Raw genomic sequence first — 14,461 nt, forward strand, 5'->3', positions numbered from 1 at the left:
GATCAGCGGTCCGGCACGAAGGCGGTCCCCAGCATGGCGGGCGCCACGGAGCCGGCCCGCCTCCTGAGCGAGAGCAGCACCAGCGCCAGCACCGTGGCGAGGTAGGGGATGGCGGACATGAACTGTCCGGGCAGGCCGATGCCGAAGGCCTGGGCATGGAGCTGCAGCACGGTCGCGCCGCCGAACAGGACGGCGCCCCCCAGGGCACGCCACGGGCGCCACGAGGCGAAGACCACCAGCGCCAGCGCGATCCATCCGCGGCCGGCCGTCATCTCGGGCGACCAGAAGGGCGTGTAGGCGAGCGACAGGTAGGCGCCGCCGAGCCCCGCGCAGGCGCCGCCGAACAGGACCGCCAGGATCCGCACGCGGCGCACCGGCACGCCCAGGGCATGGGCCGAGCCGTGATTGTCGCCGACCGCCCGGAGCACGAGGCCGGCCCGGGTCCGGCCGAGGACGAAGGACACCAGCACCGCCAGGGCCAGCGCCGCGTAGACGAAATAGTCCTCGCCGAAGACGAGCCGGCCGACGCCCGGCAGGTCGGTGAGGCCCGGGATGGAGAGGTGGGGCGCCGGGTCGCGCTTCAGCCCGACGAAACCGCTGCCGACGAGGCCCGACAGGCCGAGGCCGAAGATCGTGAGGGCGAGGCCCGACGCGACCTGGCTGACGGCGAACACCACCGTGAGCAGGGCGAAGAGCAGCGCCATCAGGGCTCCGAGGGCGATGCCGGCCAGAGCGCCGACGAGCGTCGAGCCCGTCACATAGGCGGCGGCGAAGCCCCCGGCCGCCCCCATCACCATCATGCCCTCGACGCCGAGGTTCAGCACGCCGGACCGTTCCGCCACGAGTTCGCCGAGCGCGGCGAGGAAGAGCGGCGTCGCCGCCGTCACCACGGTGACGAGGATGAGCTGCGCCATCTCGCCGTTCATGCGAGCACCCGCCCGACGAGGCGCACGCGGTAGCGGGTCACGACGTCGGCCCCGAGCACGCAGATGAGCAGGATGCCCTGGAAGGCGGTCGTGACGTCGAGCGGCAGCTTGAGGGCGATCTGCGCGCCCTCGCCGCCGACATAGGTGAGGGCCAGGACGAGGCCGGCGACCAGGATGCCCACCGGCTGCAACCGGCCGAGGAAGGCCACGATGATGGCGGTGAAGCCGTAACCGGGCGAGATCGACGGCTGCAGCTGCCCGATCTGCCCCGACACTTCCATGATGCCGGCGAGCCCGGCGAGCCCGCCCGACAGCGCGAAGGCCGCCAGGGCGAGCTTGCGCTCGCTGAACCCGGCGAAGCGCGCGGCGCGCGGCGCCGCCCCGACGATGCGGATCTCGTAGCCCAGCATGGTCCGGCCGAAGACCACCGCGGCCAGCACCACCACCGCCAGCGTGACGAGCACGCCGGCATGCAGCGAGGCGCCCTCGACGAGGCTCGGCAGCGTCGCGTCGGGGTCGAAGTTGACCGAGACGGGGAAGTTGAAGCCCTGGGGGTCGCGCCAGGGGCCGCGGACGAGGTAGTCGAGCGCCAGCCGCGCCACATAGACCAGCATGAGGCTGGTGAGGATCTCGCTCACGCCGAGCGTCACCAGCAGCACGGCCGGGATCAGCGCGTAGAGCGCCCCGCCGACGACCCCGAGGGCCAGCATGGCGGGCAGGATCCAGGAGCCGCCGAGCGGCCCGTCGTGGGGGACGCCGTGGGTGGCGAGCGCCAGGGCACCGCCGAGCGCACCGCCGGCGATGAACTGCCCCTCGGCCCCGATATTCCACAGGTTGGCCCGGAAGCAGAAGCACAGGCCGACCGCGATGAGGACCAGCGGCGACGCCTTCACGGCCAGGGCTTCGAGCGACCAGTCCTGCGTCAGCGGGTCGACGAAATACACCCGGAAGGCGTCGAGCGGCGATTTGCCGAGCAGCGCCACGATGAGCCCGCCGATGAGCAGCGCCACCGCGAAGGCCGCGACGGGTGCCGCCACGCCGAGCCATCGGGGTGGGTCAAGCCTGGGTTGAAGTTCAATGTGCATGGGCGGTGGCGCTCGCAACTTCCGTGCCCGCCATGCGCAGGCCGACGTCGTCGCGGCTCGTCGCCGCCGTGGGGGTGGCGGGCGACAGCGACCCGGCGTGGATGACGCAGAGCCGGTCGCAGAGGCGGAACAGCTCGTCGAGGTCCTGCGAGATGATCACCACGGCCGAGCCCCGCCCGGCGAGGTCGAGGATGGCCTGGTGGATGGCGGCGCCGGCCAGCGCGTCGACGCCCCAGGTCGGCTGGTTGACGACGAGCACGCCGGGCTCGCGCAGGATTTCCCGGCCGACCACGAACTTCTGCAGGTTGCCGCCCGACAGCGTGCGGGCGGCGGGATCGGGGGCGCCGACCCGCACGTCGAAGCTTTCGACGACCTTGCGGGCGATGGCGCGGGCGGCCCGCCCGAGCAGGAAGCCGCCGCGGCTTACCTCGCCGGTGGCGTGGCGCGACAGGACGAGGTTGTCGCTGAGCGCGAAGCCCGGCACGGCGGCGTGGCCGTTGCGCTCCTCCGGCACGAAGGCCGCGCCCCGGCGCCGGCGGGCCGTGACGCCGTCGCGCCCGGCCGGGGCGCCGTCGATGCGGATCTGCCCGGGCGCCGCCGCGAGGCGCTCGCCCGACAGGGCCGCGAAGAGCTCGTCCTGCCCGTTGCCGGCGACCCCGGCGATGCCCAGCACTTCGCCGCCCCGCACCGCGAGGTCGACCCCCTTCAGCGCCGTCGCGTGGAGGCCCGGCGCCGGCAGCGACAGGCCGACGGCGGCGAAGCGCTCGGCCCCGGGCGTGGCGTGGCGTGCCGAAACCTCGGCGATCTGCGCCCCCACCATCTGGGCCGCCATGGAGCGGGCCGTCTCGGCCCGGGGATCGCAGGTGCCCACCACCTTGCCGCCGCGCAGGATGGTGGCGCGCTCGCACAGGCGGCGGACGTCGTCGAGCCGGTGCGAGATGTAGAGCAACGCCCGGCCCTCGGCCTTGAGCTGGTCGAGGATGCGGAACAGCGACTCCGACTCCTGCGGCGTCAGCACCGAGGTCGGCTCGTCGAGGATCATCAGCTTGGGATCCTGCAGCAGGCAGCGCGCGATCTCGATGCGCTGCCGCTCGCCCGCCGAAAGTGACCAGACCGGGCGGGCGGGCGCGAGCTTCAGCCCATAGCGTTCGGACAGGCCGCCGATGCGGGCGTCGAGCCGGCTCTGCCGCTCCGGCGGCAGCACGAGCGCGATGTTCTCCGAGACGGTCAGGTTCTCGAACAGCGAGAAATGCTGGAACACCATGCCGATGCCGAGCGACCGCGCCGTCTCGGGCGTGTCCAGCACGACGGGTCGGCCCTGCCACAGGATCTCGCCGGCCGAAGGCTGCAGCAGGCCGTAGAGCATCTTCACCAGCGTGGACTTGCCGGCGCCGTTCTCGCCCAGCAGCGCGTGGTTTTCCCCGGCGCGGACGTCGAGGTCGATGTCCTGGTTGGCCCTGACCGGCCCGAAGCTCTTCGACAGGCCGCGGATGGCCACCAGCGGGGCGGGCAGCCGGACCGAGGGGGACGGCTCGGGTTCGGCGGCGTCGGGGCGGGACAAGTCAGGGCACCAGGATCGTGCTGCCGGTGGTTTCGCGGGCTTCGAGCGCGCGGTGCGCCTCCGCCACCTCGGCGAGCGGGGTGCGGGCGTGGATCTCGGGGCGGACGGCGCCGCTGCCGATGGCGGTGGTGAGGTCCTCCGTCATGGCGACGAGGGCTTCGCGCTTGGCCGCGTAGGCGAAGAGCGAGGGCCGGGTGGCGAAGAGCGAGCCCTTGCGCGCCAGGAGGTTGATGTCGAAGGCCTCGATGGCGCCCGACGCGGCGCCGTAGGAGGCGAACATGCCCATCGGCCGCAGGCAGTCGAGCGAGGCCGGGAAGGTGGCCTTGCCGATGGCGTCGTAGACGACGTGGCAGAGCGCCCCGTCGGTGATCTCCTTCACGCGCGCGGCGAAATCCTCGCGCCGGTAGTCGATGCAATGGTCGGCGCCGTGCTGGCGGGCGAGATCGCACTTCTCCGGCGAGCCCGCCGTCCCGATCACGGTGGCGCCGAGCGCGTGGCCCCACTGGCACAGGAACAGCCCGACGCCGCCGGCGGCGGCATGCACCAGGATCGTGTCGCCCGGCTTCACCGGGTAGGTTTGGCGCAGCAGGTACTGGGCGGTGAGGCCCTTGAGCATCATGACGGCGCCGACCTCGTAGGAGACGGCCTCCGGCAGGTGCACGAGCAGCCGGGCCGGGACGTTGCGCTCCTCGGCATAGGCGCCGAGCGCCGTGCCGTAGGCGACGCGGTCGCCCGGGGCGAATTCCGTCACGTCGGGACCGATCGCCACGACGTCGCCGGCCGCCTCGTTGCCGAGCACCAGCGGCAGTGCGTTGGGGTAGACGCCCTGGCGCTGGTAGACGTCGATGAAGTTGAGACCCACGGCACGTTGGCGGATGCGGACTTCGCCGGGCCTGGGCGCGGCGAGGTCGAGGTCCTCCACGGTGAGCACCTCGGGACCCCCGAAGGCGTGAATGCGGATCGTCTTGGCCATGAGTCGCTCCGGTGCCGTTCCCCCATCATAGGAACCGCGACGCCCATCCGGCAACGGGTCCCGCCGAATCCGCGGCGGGCGCCGCGCGTCATACCCGGCGCAGGACGTCGAGCCGGTAGTCCGGGTTGCGGTCCTGCCGCAGCACCCGCAGCGCGGGGCCCGCCGCCGCGACGAACCGGTCGCTGGCCTCGTCGCCCGTCGGCGGCCCGCGCTTCTTGCCGACCCAGTGGACCATGACGACGTCGCCGCCGGGCGCCAGGGTGGCGAGGACGCGCCCCGCCAGCGCCTCCACGTCGTCGGCGCCGAGATAGTCGATCACCTCGGACAGGACGACGAGGTCGAAGGGTTCCGCCGGCCATTGCCCCGGCACGAACATCCCGGCGAAGCGGATGTGGGGCTGGCCGGCGTTGCGGGCCCGGGCTTCGGCGAGCGCCGCCGCCACCGGTTCCACGGCGAGCAGGTCCGCGCAGCGCCGGCCGAGTTCGGCCGTCAGGATGCCGATGGCGCAGCCGACCTCGAAGCCGCGGGCGTAGCGATGCCGCGGCAGGGCCGCCAGGGTGGCGGCGTATTTCGCCCGCTCGTAGTCGCTGCTGGCGAGGCACCAGGGGTCGGGCCGGGCGGCGTAGAGCGCCTCGAAATGGTCGGGCCCGAGCGTGTCGCGTCGCAAAGCGCCCTCCCCGCGCCGCGGGCGCGTCAGCCGATGTGCAGCACGCCCGCCGTGGCGAGGCTGGCGACGCTGAGGATGCCGGCGAGGACGAAAGCCTCGACCGTGCCGATGATCATGTCCATGTGGGATACTCCGACGCGGATGGAAACACCCACGCCCCCGGACCTTCGGGCCGGGGGCGGAGGCATCGGAAGCTCGAAAGAGCCGGCGCGCCTACCAGCGGGCGTCGGCCTGGATCAGGCCGCGGCTCGTCACCACGACCCAGCCGCGACCGCGCCGCTCGATGGAGCGGATCTCGCCGACGCCGGGCACGAACTCACCGGGGGCGACCTCGCGCAGGCCGCCGTGGCGGCCTTCGAGCAGGGCCACGCCGCCGTAGACGTCGCGCAGCATCCAGCCCTCGACGGTGGCGACCCGCGCCGGCCCATCCCCCTTGTCGGCGACGTCGGGCTTGGCGGGCGCGAACTTGGCGGGCTCGGACTTGGCGGGCTCGGACTTGGCGGGTTCGGATCTGGCGGGCTCGGCTTTGGCGACGGCGTCGGGCTTGGCAGGCTCCGATCTGGCGGGCTCCGATCTGGCAGGCTCGGATCTGGCGGGCTCGAGCTTCGCCGTCTCGAGCTTGGCCGGGTCGGGCTTGGGAGTCTCGGCGCGGACCGGCTCGGGCCGCACCGGGGGCACGGCCGTCACGGCCGCGGGGGCGGCGCGCTGGGGCGGGATGGGCGGCTTCGGCGCCGCGGTCGCCTGGGGCGGCAGCGAGCCCGTGGTCTCGCCCGACGCCACCTGGCGCTCGATCCGCTCGAGCCGCGCCGTGACGTCGGCGAGCTTGCTGGTGGGGTCGAGCCGATCGAGGCGGGCCGTGACGTCGGACAGCTTGGTGGTGGGGTCGCGGTCGAGCCGGTCGAGGCGGGCGGCGATCTCGGCGAGCTTGGGGCCGGGGTCGCGGTCCAGCCGGTCGAGCTTGGCGCCGATCTGGCCGACGGCGGCGCTGGAGGCCGACCGGACGCCGTCGAGGTCGCCCTTCAGCGTGTCGACGCTGCGCTTCAGGCCGCGGATCGTGTCCTCCTGGCGGGTGTTCTCGGCCGTGGCCTTGAGCCCGTCGAGGCTGGACTTCAGCGCCCTGACCTCGCCCTGCACCCGCACCAGCACGTCCATGGTGGTGTCGGCCGGTGGCCCGGCCTTGGCGACCGCGACCGGCCGGGGCCGCGACGCGAAGACTTCCGTGCCGGCCACGAAGCCGAACCCCATCACGACGGCGACGCCGGCCGCGACGAGGCCGTGCGAGCGGCCGAGGCCGGCGAAGGTGGAGGCGGTCGGCGGGGGCGTCGGCACCGGCACCAGGGCGCGACCCTTGCCGAGCGAGATGCGGGGCGCCCCGGCGGTGACGTCCTCGCCGGTCTCGTCGGGCTCGGGGGCGGCGCTGTTCATCGAATCCGGACTCCGGTCGTCATGCTTCGGTAACCAACCTCGCCCGCGAAGGTGAAGGGACCTTCAACCGCCGCCCCGGTCCCGCGTATCGAAACGGCACAGATGGCGGGGTCGGACTTTTCCGCTTGCGCGCGGCGGCCGCCGGAGCCTTACTCCCGGCCAAGGCCGCGCGCCCGCATGCGCCGCTGCGAGGGGGAAACGATGTTCACCGAGAGCCTGGAAATCCGAGATCCGCGCTTCAGGAAGCTGGTCTTCGGCAATGTCCACCTCGAGAAGCTGTGGACCGGCGGCCGCTGGACGGAGGGCCCGGCCTATTTCCCGGCGGGGCGCTACCTCGTCTGGTCCGACATCCCGAACGACCGCGTCATGCGCCTCGACGAGACGGACGGATCGGTCTCGACGTTCCTGCAGCCGGCCCGGCACCAGAACGGCCACACGGTCGACCGCCAGGGCCGCCTCGTGTGCTGCGAGCACGAGGGGCGCTGCGTGTCGCGCATCGAGCACGACGGCTCGACGACGATCCTGGCGTCCGAGATCGACGGCAAGCGGTTCAACTCGCCCAACGACGTCGTGGTGAAATCGGACGATTCGATCTGGTTTTCCGACCCCACCTACGGCATCGACAGCGAATACGAGGGCTCCGCCGCCCCCTCCGAGATCGGCGGCAGCCACGTCTACCGCATCGACCCGCGCGACGGGCGCGTCCACGCCGTCGCGCAGGACTTCCACAAGCCGAACGGCCTGTGCTTCTCGCCGGACGAATCGCTGCTCTACGTCGCCGACACGGGCGCCACGCACAGCGAGGACGGGCCGCGCCACATCCGCGTGTTCCGCGTCGGGGCGGACGGCTACACCCTCACCGAGGGGCGGGTCTTCGCGAGCCTGGACGACGGCCTGTTCGACGGCTTCCGCTGCGACACCGCCGGCAACGTCTGGACGTCGGCCCATGACGGCGTGCGCTGCTACGCGCCGGACGGGACGCTGCTCGGCATCGTGCGCGTGCCGGAGGTGGTGGCCAACCTCTGCTTCGGCGGACGCAAGCGCAACCGGCTGTACATCTGCGGGACCACGTCGCTCTACGCCATCTACGTCAACGCCCACGGCGCCACCTGGCCGGACGCGGCCCGCAGCTGACCGGGGCGGGAGGGTGACGGGCGACGAGGCTGCGCGGGGCCGCTCCCACGCAGCTCCCACGGCCCGTCCCGCCGCCGCGGCAGCCGCCCACCCCGTCCTGCTCCCCGTCGCAGCCGTCGTGGCCGGGATCCTGTCGATCGCGGTCGGCACCTCGCTGTCCAAGGGCCTGTTCCCGCGCGTCGGCGCCGAAGGTACCACGGCTCTGCGGGTCGGCTTCGCCACGCTGCTGCTGCTGGCGGCCTGGCGTCCGTGGCGGCGGGCCCTGACGCGGCGGGACGCCGCCGCCGTGGCGCTCTACGGCATCGCGCTCGGCACCATGAACCTCGTGTTCTACCTGGCGCTGCGCACCATCCCGTTCGGGATCGCCGTCGCGATCGAATTCGCCGGGCCGCTCTGCGTGGCGGCCCTGTCGTCGCGGCGGGCGCTCGACCTCGTGTGGATCGGCCTGGCGGTGGTGGGCCTCGGCCTGCTGCTGCCGCTCGGCGACGCGTCGCGCGGCCTCGACCCCGCCGGGCTCGCGCTCGCGGCCGCGGCCGGCATCGGCTGGGCGCTCTACATCGTGTTCGGCCAGCGGGCCGGCCGGTTGCGGGGGCCCGACAGCGTGGCGCTCGGGTCGGCCATCGCCGCCGCCCTGGTGATCCCCTTCGGCGTCGCCAAGGCCGGCACGGCCCTGCTGGCGCCCGCCACGCTGATGGCCGGGCTCGGCGTGGCGCTGCTGTCGAGCGCCGTTCCCTATTCCTTGGAGATGTATGCCCTGCAGCGCTTGCCGCGCCAAACCTTCGGCGTCCTGCTCAGCATCGAGCCGGCGGTCGCGGCGCTGGCCGGGATGGCGTTCCTGGGCGAGTCCCTCGTGCCGCTGCAATGGCTGGCGATCGGCTGCGTGGTGGCGGCCTCGATCGGCAGCGCGGCCAGCGCATGAGCCCGGGCCGCGCGCCCGTCAGGCGGTGACCGGGAAAGCCGCCGCGAAGGCGGCGCGGTCCGCCACGAGGTCGCGCGGGGCGGGGGCGGTGCGGCGGGCGAGTGCCGCGTCGGCCCGCTCGGCGGCGCGGCCGGCCAGGGCAGGCGCGGCGGCCGCCACGGCCCGGGCCTCCTCCATGATGCCGTTGCAGTGGAGCAGGATGTCGCAGCCCGCCGCGGCGGCGGCGGCGGCCCGCTCGCCGAGCGTGCCGCGCAGGGCCTGCATGGACAGGTCGTCGGACAGCAGCAACCCGTCGAAGCCGATCTCGCCGCGCACGATGTCGCGGATGACGCTCGGCGACGTCGTGGCCGGCCGGTCGGGGTCGAGCGCCGTGAACACGACGTGGGCCGTCATCGCCATCGGCAGGTCGGCCAGAGCCCGGAAGGGCGCGAAGTCGCGCGCGAGCGCGGAACGCTCGGCCGTCACGACCGGCAGCTCGTGGTGGCTGTCGACCGCGGCGCGGCCGTGGCCGGGCACGTGCTTCATGACCGGCAACACGCCGCCGGCCGCGAGGCCGTCGGCGAAGGCCCGGGCCAGGGCCGCCACCGTGCCGGGCTCGCCGCCGAAGGCCCGGTCGCCGACGACGGGGCTGCTGCCCGGGACCGGCAGGTCGAGCACGGGCGCGCAATCCACCGTGATGCCGCAATCCGACAGGTCGCGGGCCAGGAGTTCGCCGCCGAGGCGGGCGAGCCGCGCGGCGCCCGCGGGGTCGGCGGCGTGGAGCGCGGCGAAACGCGCCGCCGCCGGGTAGCGCGGCCAGTGGGGCTGGGTGAGGCGCTGCACCCGGCCGCCCTCCTGGTCGACCAGCACGGGGGCGTCGGCACGACCCACCGCCGCGCGGAAGGACGCGGCGAGGGCGCGGAGCTGGTCCGGCGTGTCGACGTTGCGGCGGAACAGGATCAGGCCCCAGGGCCGGGTCTCGGCCATGAAGGCCAGCTCGGCGTCGTCGAGCGCCGTCCCGGCGCAGCCGCAGACGAAGGCTTTCGCGGTCAATTGTGCATCACCAGGCAGGCCCCGCCGGCGCTCTGCAGCTGCGTGCACAGCCCCTTGGCCTCGTCCTGCGTCATGCCGCCGACCCGCACCCGGTACACCGGTTTGTCGCCGGTCTCGGCCTTGTGCACGGTGGCGGTGTAGGGGCCGAGCTGCGCCGGGAAGCGCTTCTTCAGCTTGGCGAAGGCCGCGTTGGCGTCGGCCTCGACCGGCGAGGACGCGAGCTGGACGCCGTAGGACGCCGGCCCCTTGACCGGCGCGGACTGGCGGGTCGCCGGGACGGCGGCCGTGGTGGCGGGGTCGGCCAGGGCGGGATCGGCCGACAGGCTGGCGATGGTCGCCATCGGGGCGGCCGGCGTGGCGGCGGAGCTCTTCGGCGTGGTGCCGCCACGGACGCCCGTCGCCGGCGTGGCCGGCAGGGGCGAGGCGGCGGCGTCGCCCGGCGTCGACGGCGCCGGGGCGGCCGTCGAGGTGCGGCCGGGCGCGGCAGCCGCGCTGTCGCCCGACAGCATGGTGCCGTCCGGGTGGACCACGAAGGTCTTCACCTTCTTGGGCTCGGGGAAGGGGCTCGGCACCGGTGCGGGCAGCGGGCGTGCGCCCTCGGCGAGGTCGGACTTCGGCAGCTGGCCGAGGTCGGCCGGCTGCTCCTGGCTCGACACGATCTTGACCGGCCCGTTGGGCAGGATGCCGCCCTTGTTGAGCAGCGCCACATCCTGGTCCTCGGGGGCGGTCGTGCTGCCGTCGTCGGCCTTGACCTTCGTGGGACCCGTCGCCGCCAGGATGGTCGGGGCGCCGCGGCCGCCGGAGGTCGCCACCGCCCCCGACGTCGCGGGGCTTTTGGCCAGGAACGAGGCCGCGAGCCCGCCGCCGGTCAGCACCAGGACGGCCGCCAGGACCGCGATGGGACGCCGGGCGGCGGATTTCGACGCATGATCGTTCAGGCGCACCGGGCCTCCGGCGCGTTCCGCCGCGACGCCGTCCTGCGCCCAGTCACCGTCCTGCGCCCAAGTGTCCGGAAGAGCGGCGGGATCGTAGCCGGGCGCGAAATGCTCGTCGGCCAGGCCGGCTTCGTCGGGATGGGCCGCCTGTTCGGCGGCATAGTGCTGCTCGTCCGCGTGGGGCTCCGCGTAGCCGTCGTGTTCGGCATGGTGGGCCGGGTCGTCGTCGTAGTAGGCCCCGTCCGCATAGGCCCCGTCCTGGTGGTGGCGGTCAGGATCGTGACCATCCTCGCCGTGGGCCGCCTCCGCATGACCCGCCTCGTCGTAGACGGCACTGTCGTCGTAGCCCGCCACGGCGCCATGGTGGCCGCCGTCCCGGGGGTCGTGGTGGACGTCGGGCGCCAGGCCGGCGTCCCGCGGGTTGCGGAAGCCGGGCTCCGGCGCGGTCGCCGGGGCGGCCGGGCGGAAGACGTTGCGGAACGGGTCGTCCTGGCCGACGAGCCGGGCCAGTTCGGCCAGGGGATCGGAGGGCGCGGACCCGCGGCCCGGCACGGCCACCTGGGGCTCGTAGCGGCCATCGTCCCGGCGCGATCTCGCGGCTTCACTCATCGAACACCTCGCCTCACAATGGCACTCGGGCCGGGCCGTGCGTCGTGACGCATCGCGCAGCTCCCTTCCGGTCGCGACGGGCGCGCCGGACGTCGTCCAGCCCCGCAGGTCGGTCCTGGCGCCGCCGTCACCGCATCTCGTCGGGTGCCGCGATGCCGAACAGACGGAGACCGGACTTCAGGACGATGGCGGATGCCATCATCAATCCCTGCCGAGCTTTGGTCAAATCTCTCTGTTCTTCATTAACAAAGCGTAATTGTGGCTGATCTTTGCTTCTGTTCCATTGGCGATGCACGGCGGCGGCGAGGTCGCGCAACAGCCCGGCGAGGCGTTGCGGCTCGTGTTCGGCCACCGCCCGCCCCACGGCATGCGGGAACAGCGCGACAGGCCGGAGCAGGTCGCGGTCCCGGTCGCCGACGAGGCCGGGGCGCGACAGCGCGTCCCGCCAGGACGGGCGATCCGCCTCAGGGCCTGCGACCCCGCGCAGGGTGCGGACCGCGCGGGCGTGGGCATAGCCGACGTCGAACAACGGCCCGGCATGCGACCGGTCCCGCGCGGCCGCGGGGTCGAAGTCCAGGCCCGACGACCGCTCCCGGCACAGGAGGGCGAAGCGCAGCGCGTCGACCGCGTCGGCGTCGAAGCCGTCCGCCGAGGCGGGGACGCCCGTGTTGGCGGCGAGGCGACACCGCGCCACCGGCACCACGATGGTGCCCGCCGCCTCGGACACGCGGCCGGCGTACCCCGGCCGCACTTCGATCCGCGCCGCTGCGGCCTCGCCGGCGGGCTGGTGCGCCGCGACGCTCGCCCAGGGCAAGGCGACGCCGAGCCACGGCAGGCCGTGCCGGTCCCAGGGCCTGTCGCCCGCGCACCGCACCGCGACACCGTGGCCGGTGCCGGCCAGCAGGCGCCCGAGCGCGTCGCCCACGACGACGGCGCGGAGGTGGTCCAAGTTCGCCGGGCCGCGCGGCCCCGGGCCGGGCGCCGCCACGGTGACGTCGACGACCGCGCCGGGCCGGGCCAGCGTCGGCACGGGATCGCCGGCCAGCACGCCGGCGGCCGCCTCCGCCAGGCGCCGGGTCGCCAGGGTGACGTTGAGGAAGCCGGCGCCTGCCACGGCCACGTCGGCGACGCCGGGCTCCCGCGCGATCTCGCCCGCCAAGGCCTCGGCGAGGCGCCGGGTCCCCTGCCCCGCGCCCGGTCCGGTCCAGGCGGGCCCGAAGGCCAGGGCGGCATTGGTGACGAGGTCGGCCCGGGCCGCGTCGCGGCTGGGCTCCACGGCGAGGCGGGACAGCTCCGGTCCGCGCTCCAGCAGGCCGCGGGCCGCCATGCCGCTCAGAGCCCGGGCGAGACAGCCCCGCAGTTCGGCCACGACATCCATGGATCGGCTTCAACGCCTCCGGCCGCCGATGCGTGCCGGGACGACGCCGGGCTCGACCGCCGAGAGGCATGCCGCGCGGCCGCTGCCGCCGCAAGGGGGCCGGGCGGCCATTGCGGCACCCGGCGAGGCCTCCTACTTTCGGGACGTGGCGTGCCCGCCGCGTTCGGGCAATGCCGGAGGCGAGTCCGCAGGAGAAGCCGACGATGAGCGAGACCGATGTCCTGTCACCCGTGGCGCTGTCGTCCTCGGCGGCCAGGCGCGTGAAGAAGGTGCTGTCGAGCGAGGCGCCCGGCGCGGTGCTGCGTGTCGCCGTCGACGGCGGCGGATGTTCCGGGTTCCAGTACGCCTTCACGATCGTGGACGGGCCCGCGCCCGACGACCTCGTGCTCGAGCGGGACGGCGCGACGGTGGTGATCGACCCGATGTCGATCGACTACATGCGGGGGTCGGAGATCGATTTCGTCGACGACCTGATCGGACAATCGTTCAAGATCCACAATCCCAACGCCACCGCTTCCTGCGGCTGTGGAACGAGCTTCGCGCTCTGAGGGACAGAACCCGGCCGCCCGCTCGGAGCCGGGACCGCCTCCGGCGCCGCGAGGCCGCCTCGAGCGCGCCGGGGCCGGAGCGGCGCCGAGCAGACCGGCGCTGAAGCGCGGTGCGAGGGTCGCGCCACCGAGCCCGCGTCCGGCACCGAGCAGGTCCGCACCGGGTCCGTGCTCCTGTCCGCGCCTGCCCGGGCGTTGCCTTCGATCCTGCCGCGACGCGATCCGGTCGACGCATGGCGAGGCCGCAGTCCGTCGGCGAGGCTGACGCCGTTCCACTGTCGCGCCGGGCTTCCCGGCACCGCCATGACCGCCGTGGTGTCATGTTCAAGGCTTCGCCGACGGCTCGGAGCCGTCCGGGACGTGCCGCGCCGGTGCCGCGCAAATCGCCCGACGAATCGCTCCGCTTAACTTATGTCGTAATATCCGGCTTCGGACTCACTAACCCTCCGCAGTGTTATCCAGGATTCGCATCGCGGGTCTTCGCCAAAAGCAGGGATTAATCGTCGTTTGACGGGTCGGTCGCGGTTGAAGAAAACGATTTCTGGTCCATCTCAATCGCAACCCCTTGGTTCACTCTCGGCATCCGTGTTAGGATCGAGCACCACAGCGCTCAAAAGAGGACATGATGGCGCGGAAAAATCATGCGGTCGATCGGCACCTCGGAGCGCGCGTTCGCTTCGCTCGGATCGAAAAGCGAATCTCCCAAGGCGCGCTCGGGGAGCAACTCGGCATCTCGTTTCAGCAGGTGCAAAAGTATGAACTCGGCAAGGACCGTATCAGCGCCAGCCAGCTCATGAATATCGCCAGGATCCTCGAGAAGGACATCTCGTTCTTCTTCGAAGACATCACTCCGGAAGGCGAGACCTCGGGTGGCATCGAACTGGCCGACATCGTCGACCGCCGCAAGCGCTCGCGCGCCAGCGCGACCTACGACGTCAAGATCATCCGCATCCTGCATGCGATCGATGACGAGCGTGTGAAGCTGAAGCTGTACAATCTCATGGAGGCGATCGTCGCCTCCAAGACCCCGGCCACTCCGGAAGTCGCTCCTGCCGCCGTGGCTCCCGCCGAAACGGCCGCGCTCGTCCAATAACGACGTGCCGACGGGAAGCTTCGAGCTCCCCGTCGCGCTGGGCTGGAAGCGTCAAAGCGCGTTCAGCCGCCCTGATCCTGCACGGGCCGCCATCGTCCGATGACGGATCGCCTTCGAGGCCCGCGGCCGGGACTGGCAGCCGGGCCGACGCAGACTCGGATTTCGGGCCGTGAGCG

The 14,461-nt window shown here is 73.4% G+C and carries 13 protein-coding genes; 5 read left to right on the plus strand and 8 right to left on the minus strand.

Features of this window, described 5'->3' with window-relative positions:
* Nucleotides 1-2 precede the first annotated feature (2 nt).
* The 5 genes from D3272_RS22465 to D3272_RS22485 form a co-directional block, all read right to left on the minus strand.
* On the minus strand, nt 3-926 hold the full coding sequence (locus D3272_RS22465) for an ABC transporter permease (RefSeq protein ID WP_129221458.1): 924 nt from the start codon (nt 924-926) through the stop codon (nt 3-5).
* Nucleotides 923-2,011, minus strand: a complete 1,089-nt coding sequence (locus tag D3272_RS22470; protein WP_129221459.1) for an ABC transporter permease — start codon at nt 2,009-2,011, stop codon at nt 923-925. Before D3272_RS22470 ends, D3272_RS22465 begins: the two co-directional genes overlap by 4 nt.
* Nucleotides 2,001-3,572, minus strand: coding sequence for an ABC transporter ATP-binding protein (locus D3272_RS22475; RefSeq protein ID WP_428978011.1), 1,572 nt, complete (start codon nt 3,570-3,572; stop codon nt 2,001-2,003). Before D3272_RS22475 ends, D3272_RS22470 begins: the two co-directional genes overlap by 11 nt.
* A gap of 1 nt (nt 3,573) precedes the next feature.
* Nucleotides 3,574-4,545: a quinone oxidoreductase family protein gene (locus D3272_RS22480; RefSeq protein WP_129221460.1), complete on the minus strand. Its 972-nt coding sequence runs from the start codon at nt 4,543-4,545 to the stop codon at nt 3,574-3,576.
* An 88-nt stretch (nt 4,546-4,633) separates the two neighbouring features.
* On the minus strand, nt 4,634-5,212 hold the full coding sequence (locus D3272_RS22485) for an SAM-dependent methyltransferase (protein WP_129221461.1): 579 nt from the start codon (nt 5,210-5,212) through the stop codon (nt 4,634-4,636).
* A gap of 406 nt (nt 5,213-5,618) precedes the next feature.
* Here D3272_RS22485 and D3272_RS28460 point away from each other — a divergent pair, with 406 nt between their 5' ends.
* From D3272_RS28460 to D3272_RS22505, 3 genes are all read left to right on the plus strand, one after another.
* Nucleotides 5,619-6,692 (plus strand): pentapeptide repeat-containing protein, encoded by a 1,074-nt coding sequence (locus D3272_RS28460; protein ID WP_428978012.1) that lies wholly within the window; start codon nt 5,619-5,621, stop codon nt 6,690-6,692.
* A gap of 146 nt (nt 6,693-6,838) precedes the next feature.
* Nucleotides 6,839-7,771: an SMP-30/gluconolactonase/LRE family protein gene (locus tag D3272_RS22500; RefSeq protein WP_129221462.1), complete on the plus strand. Its 933-nt coding sequence runs from the start codon at nt 6,839-6,841 to the stop codon at nt 7,769-7,771.
* Nucleotides 7,772-7,868: 97 nt separating this feature from the next.
* Nucleotides 7,869-8,690: an EamA family transporter gene (locus tag D3272_RS22505; RefSeq protein ID WP_245496735.1), complete on the plus strand. Its 822-nt coding sequence runs from the start codon at nt 7,869-7,871 to the stop codon at nt 8,688-8,690.
* Nucleotides 8,691-8,708: 18 nt separating this feature from the next.
* Here D3272_RS22505 and nagZ read toward each other — a convergent pair whose 3' ends face one another.
* From nagZ to D3272_RS22520, 3 genes are all read right to left on the minus strand, one after another.
* Nucleotides 8,709-9,722, minus strand: coding sequence for a beta-N-acetylhexosaminidase (gene nagZ, locus D3272_RS22510; RefSeq protein ID WP_165361479.1), 1,014 nt, complete (start codon nt 9,720-9,722; stop codon nt 8,709-8,711).
* Nucleotides 9,719-11,266 (minus strand): SPOR domain-containing protein, encoded by a 1,548-nt coding sequence (locus tag D3272_RS22515; RefSeq protein WP_129221464.1) that lies wholly within the window; start codon nt 11,264-11,266, stop codon nt 9,719-9,721. The genes nagZ and D3272_RS22515 overlap by 4 nt, the downstream gene beginning before the upstream one ends.
* 127 nt (nt 11,267-11,393) lie before the next feature.
* Nucleotides 11,394-12,644 (minus strand): DALR anticodon-binding domain-containing protein, encoded by a 1,251-nt coding sequence (locus D3272_RS22520; protein WP_129221465.1) that lies wholly within the window; start codon nt 12,642-12,644, stop codon nt 11,394-11,396.
* A gap of 203 nt (nt 12,645-12,847) precedes the next feature.
* Between D3272_RS22520 and erpA the strand changes: the two genes are divergently transcribed.
* On the plus strand, nt 12,848-13,192 hold the full coding sequence (gene erpA, locus D3272_RS22525) for an iron-sulfur cluster insertion protein ErpA (protein ID WP_281011001.1): 345 nt from the start codon (nt 12,848-12,850) through the stop codon (nt 13,190-13,192).
* 622 nt (nt 13,193-13,814) lie between these two features.
* Nucleotides 13,815-14,285: a helix-turn-helix domain-containing protein gene (locus D3272_RS22530; RefSeq protein ID WP_129221466.1), complete on the plus strand. Its 471-nt coding sequence runs from the start codon at nt 13,815-13,817 to the stop codon at nt 14,283-14,285.
* The last annotated feature ends 176 nt before the right edge of the window (nt 14,286-14,461 follow it).

The sequence above is a fragment of the Lichenibacterium ramalinae genome (genome assembly GCF_004137085.1).
In the GTDB taxonomy this organism is placed as follows: Bacteria; Pseudomonadota; Alphaproteobacteria; order Rhizobiales; family Beijerinckiaceae; genus Lichenihabitans; species Lichenihabitans ramalinae.

Coding starts and splice junctions, on each gene's coding strand:
- D3272_RS22530 (WP_129221466.1), top strand. CDS start 13,815: ATGATGGCGCGGAAAAATCATGCGGTCGATCGGCACCTCGGAGCGCGC.
- D3272_RS22465 (WP_129221458.1), bottom strand. CDS start 926: ATGAACGGCGAGATGGCGCAGCTCATCCTCGTCACCGTGGTGACGGCG.
- D3272_RS22520 (WP_129221465.1), bottom strand. CDS start 12,644: ATGGATGTCGTGGCCGAACTGCGGGGCTGTCTCGCCCGGGCTCTGAGC.
- D3272_RS22500 (WP_129221462.1), top strand. CDS start 6,839: ATGTTCACCGAGAGCCTGGAAATCCGAGATCCGCGCTTCAGGAAGCTG.
- D3272_RS22470 (WP_129221459.1), bottom strand. CDS start 2,011: ATGCACATTGAACTTCAACCCAGGCTTGACCCACCCCGATGGCTCGGC.
- D3272_RS22515 (WP_129221464.1), bottom strand. CDS start 11,266: ATGAGTGAAGCCGCGAGATCGCGCCGGGACGATGGCCGCTACGAGCCC.
- erpA (WP_281011001.1), top strand. CDS start 12,848: ATGAGCGAGACCGATGTCCTGTCACCCGTGGCGCTGTCGTCCTCGGCG.
- D3272_RS22480 (WP_129221460.1), bottom strand. CDS start 4,545: ATGGCCAAGACGATCCGCATTCACGCCTTCGGGGGTCCCGAGGTGCTC.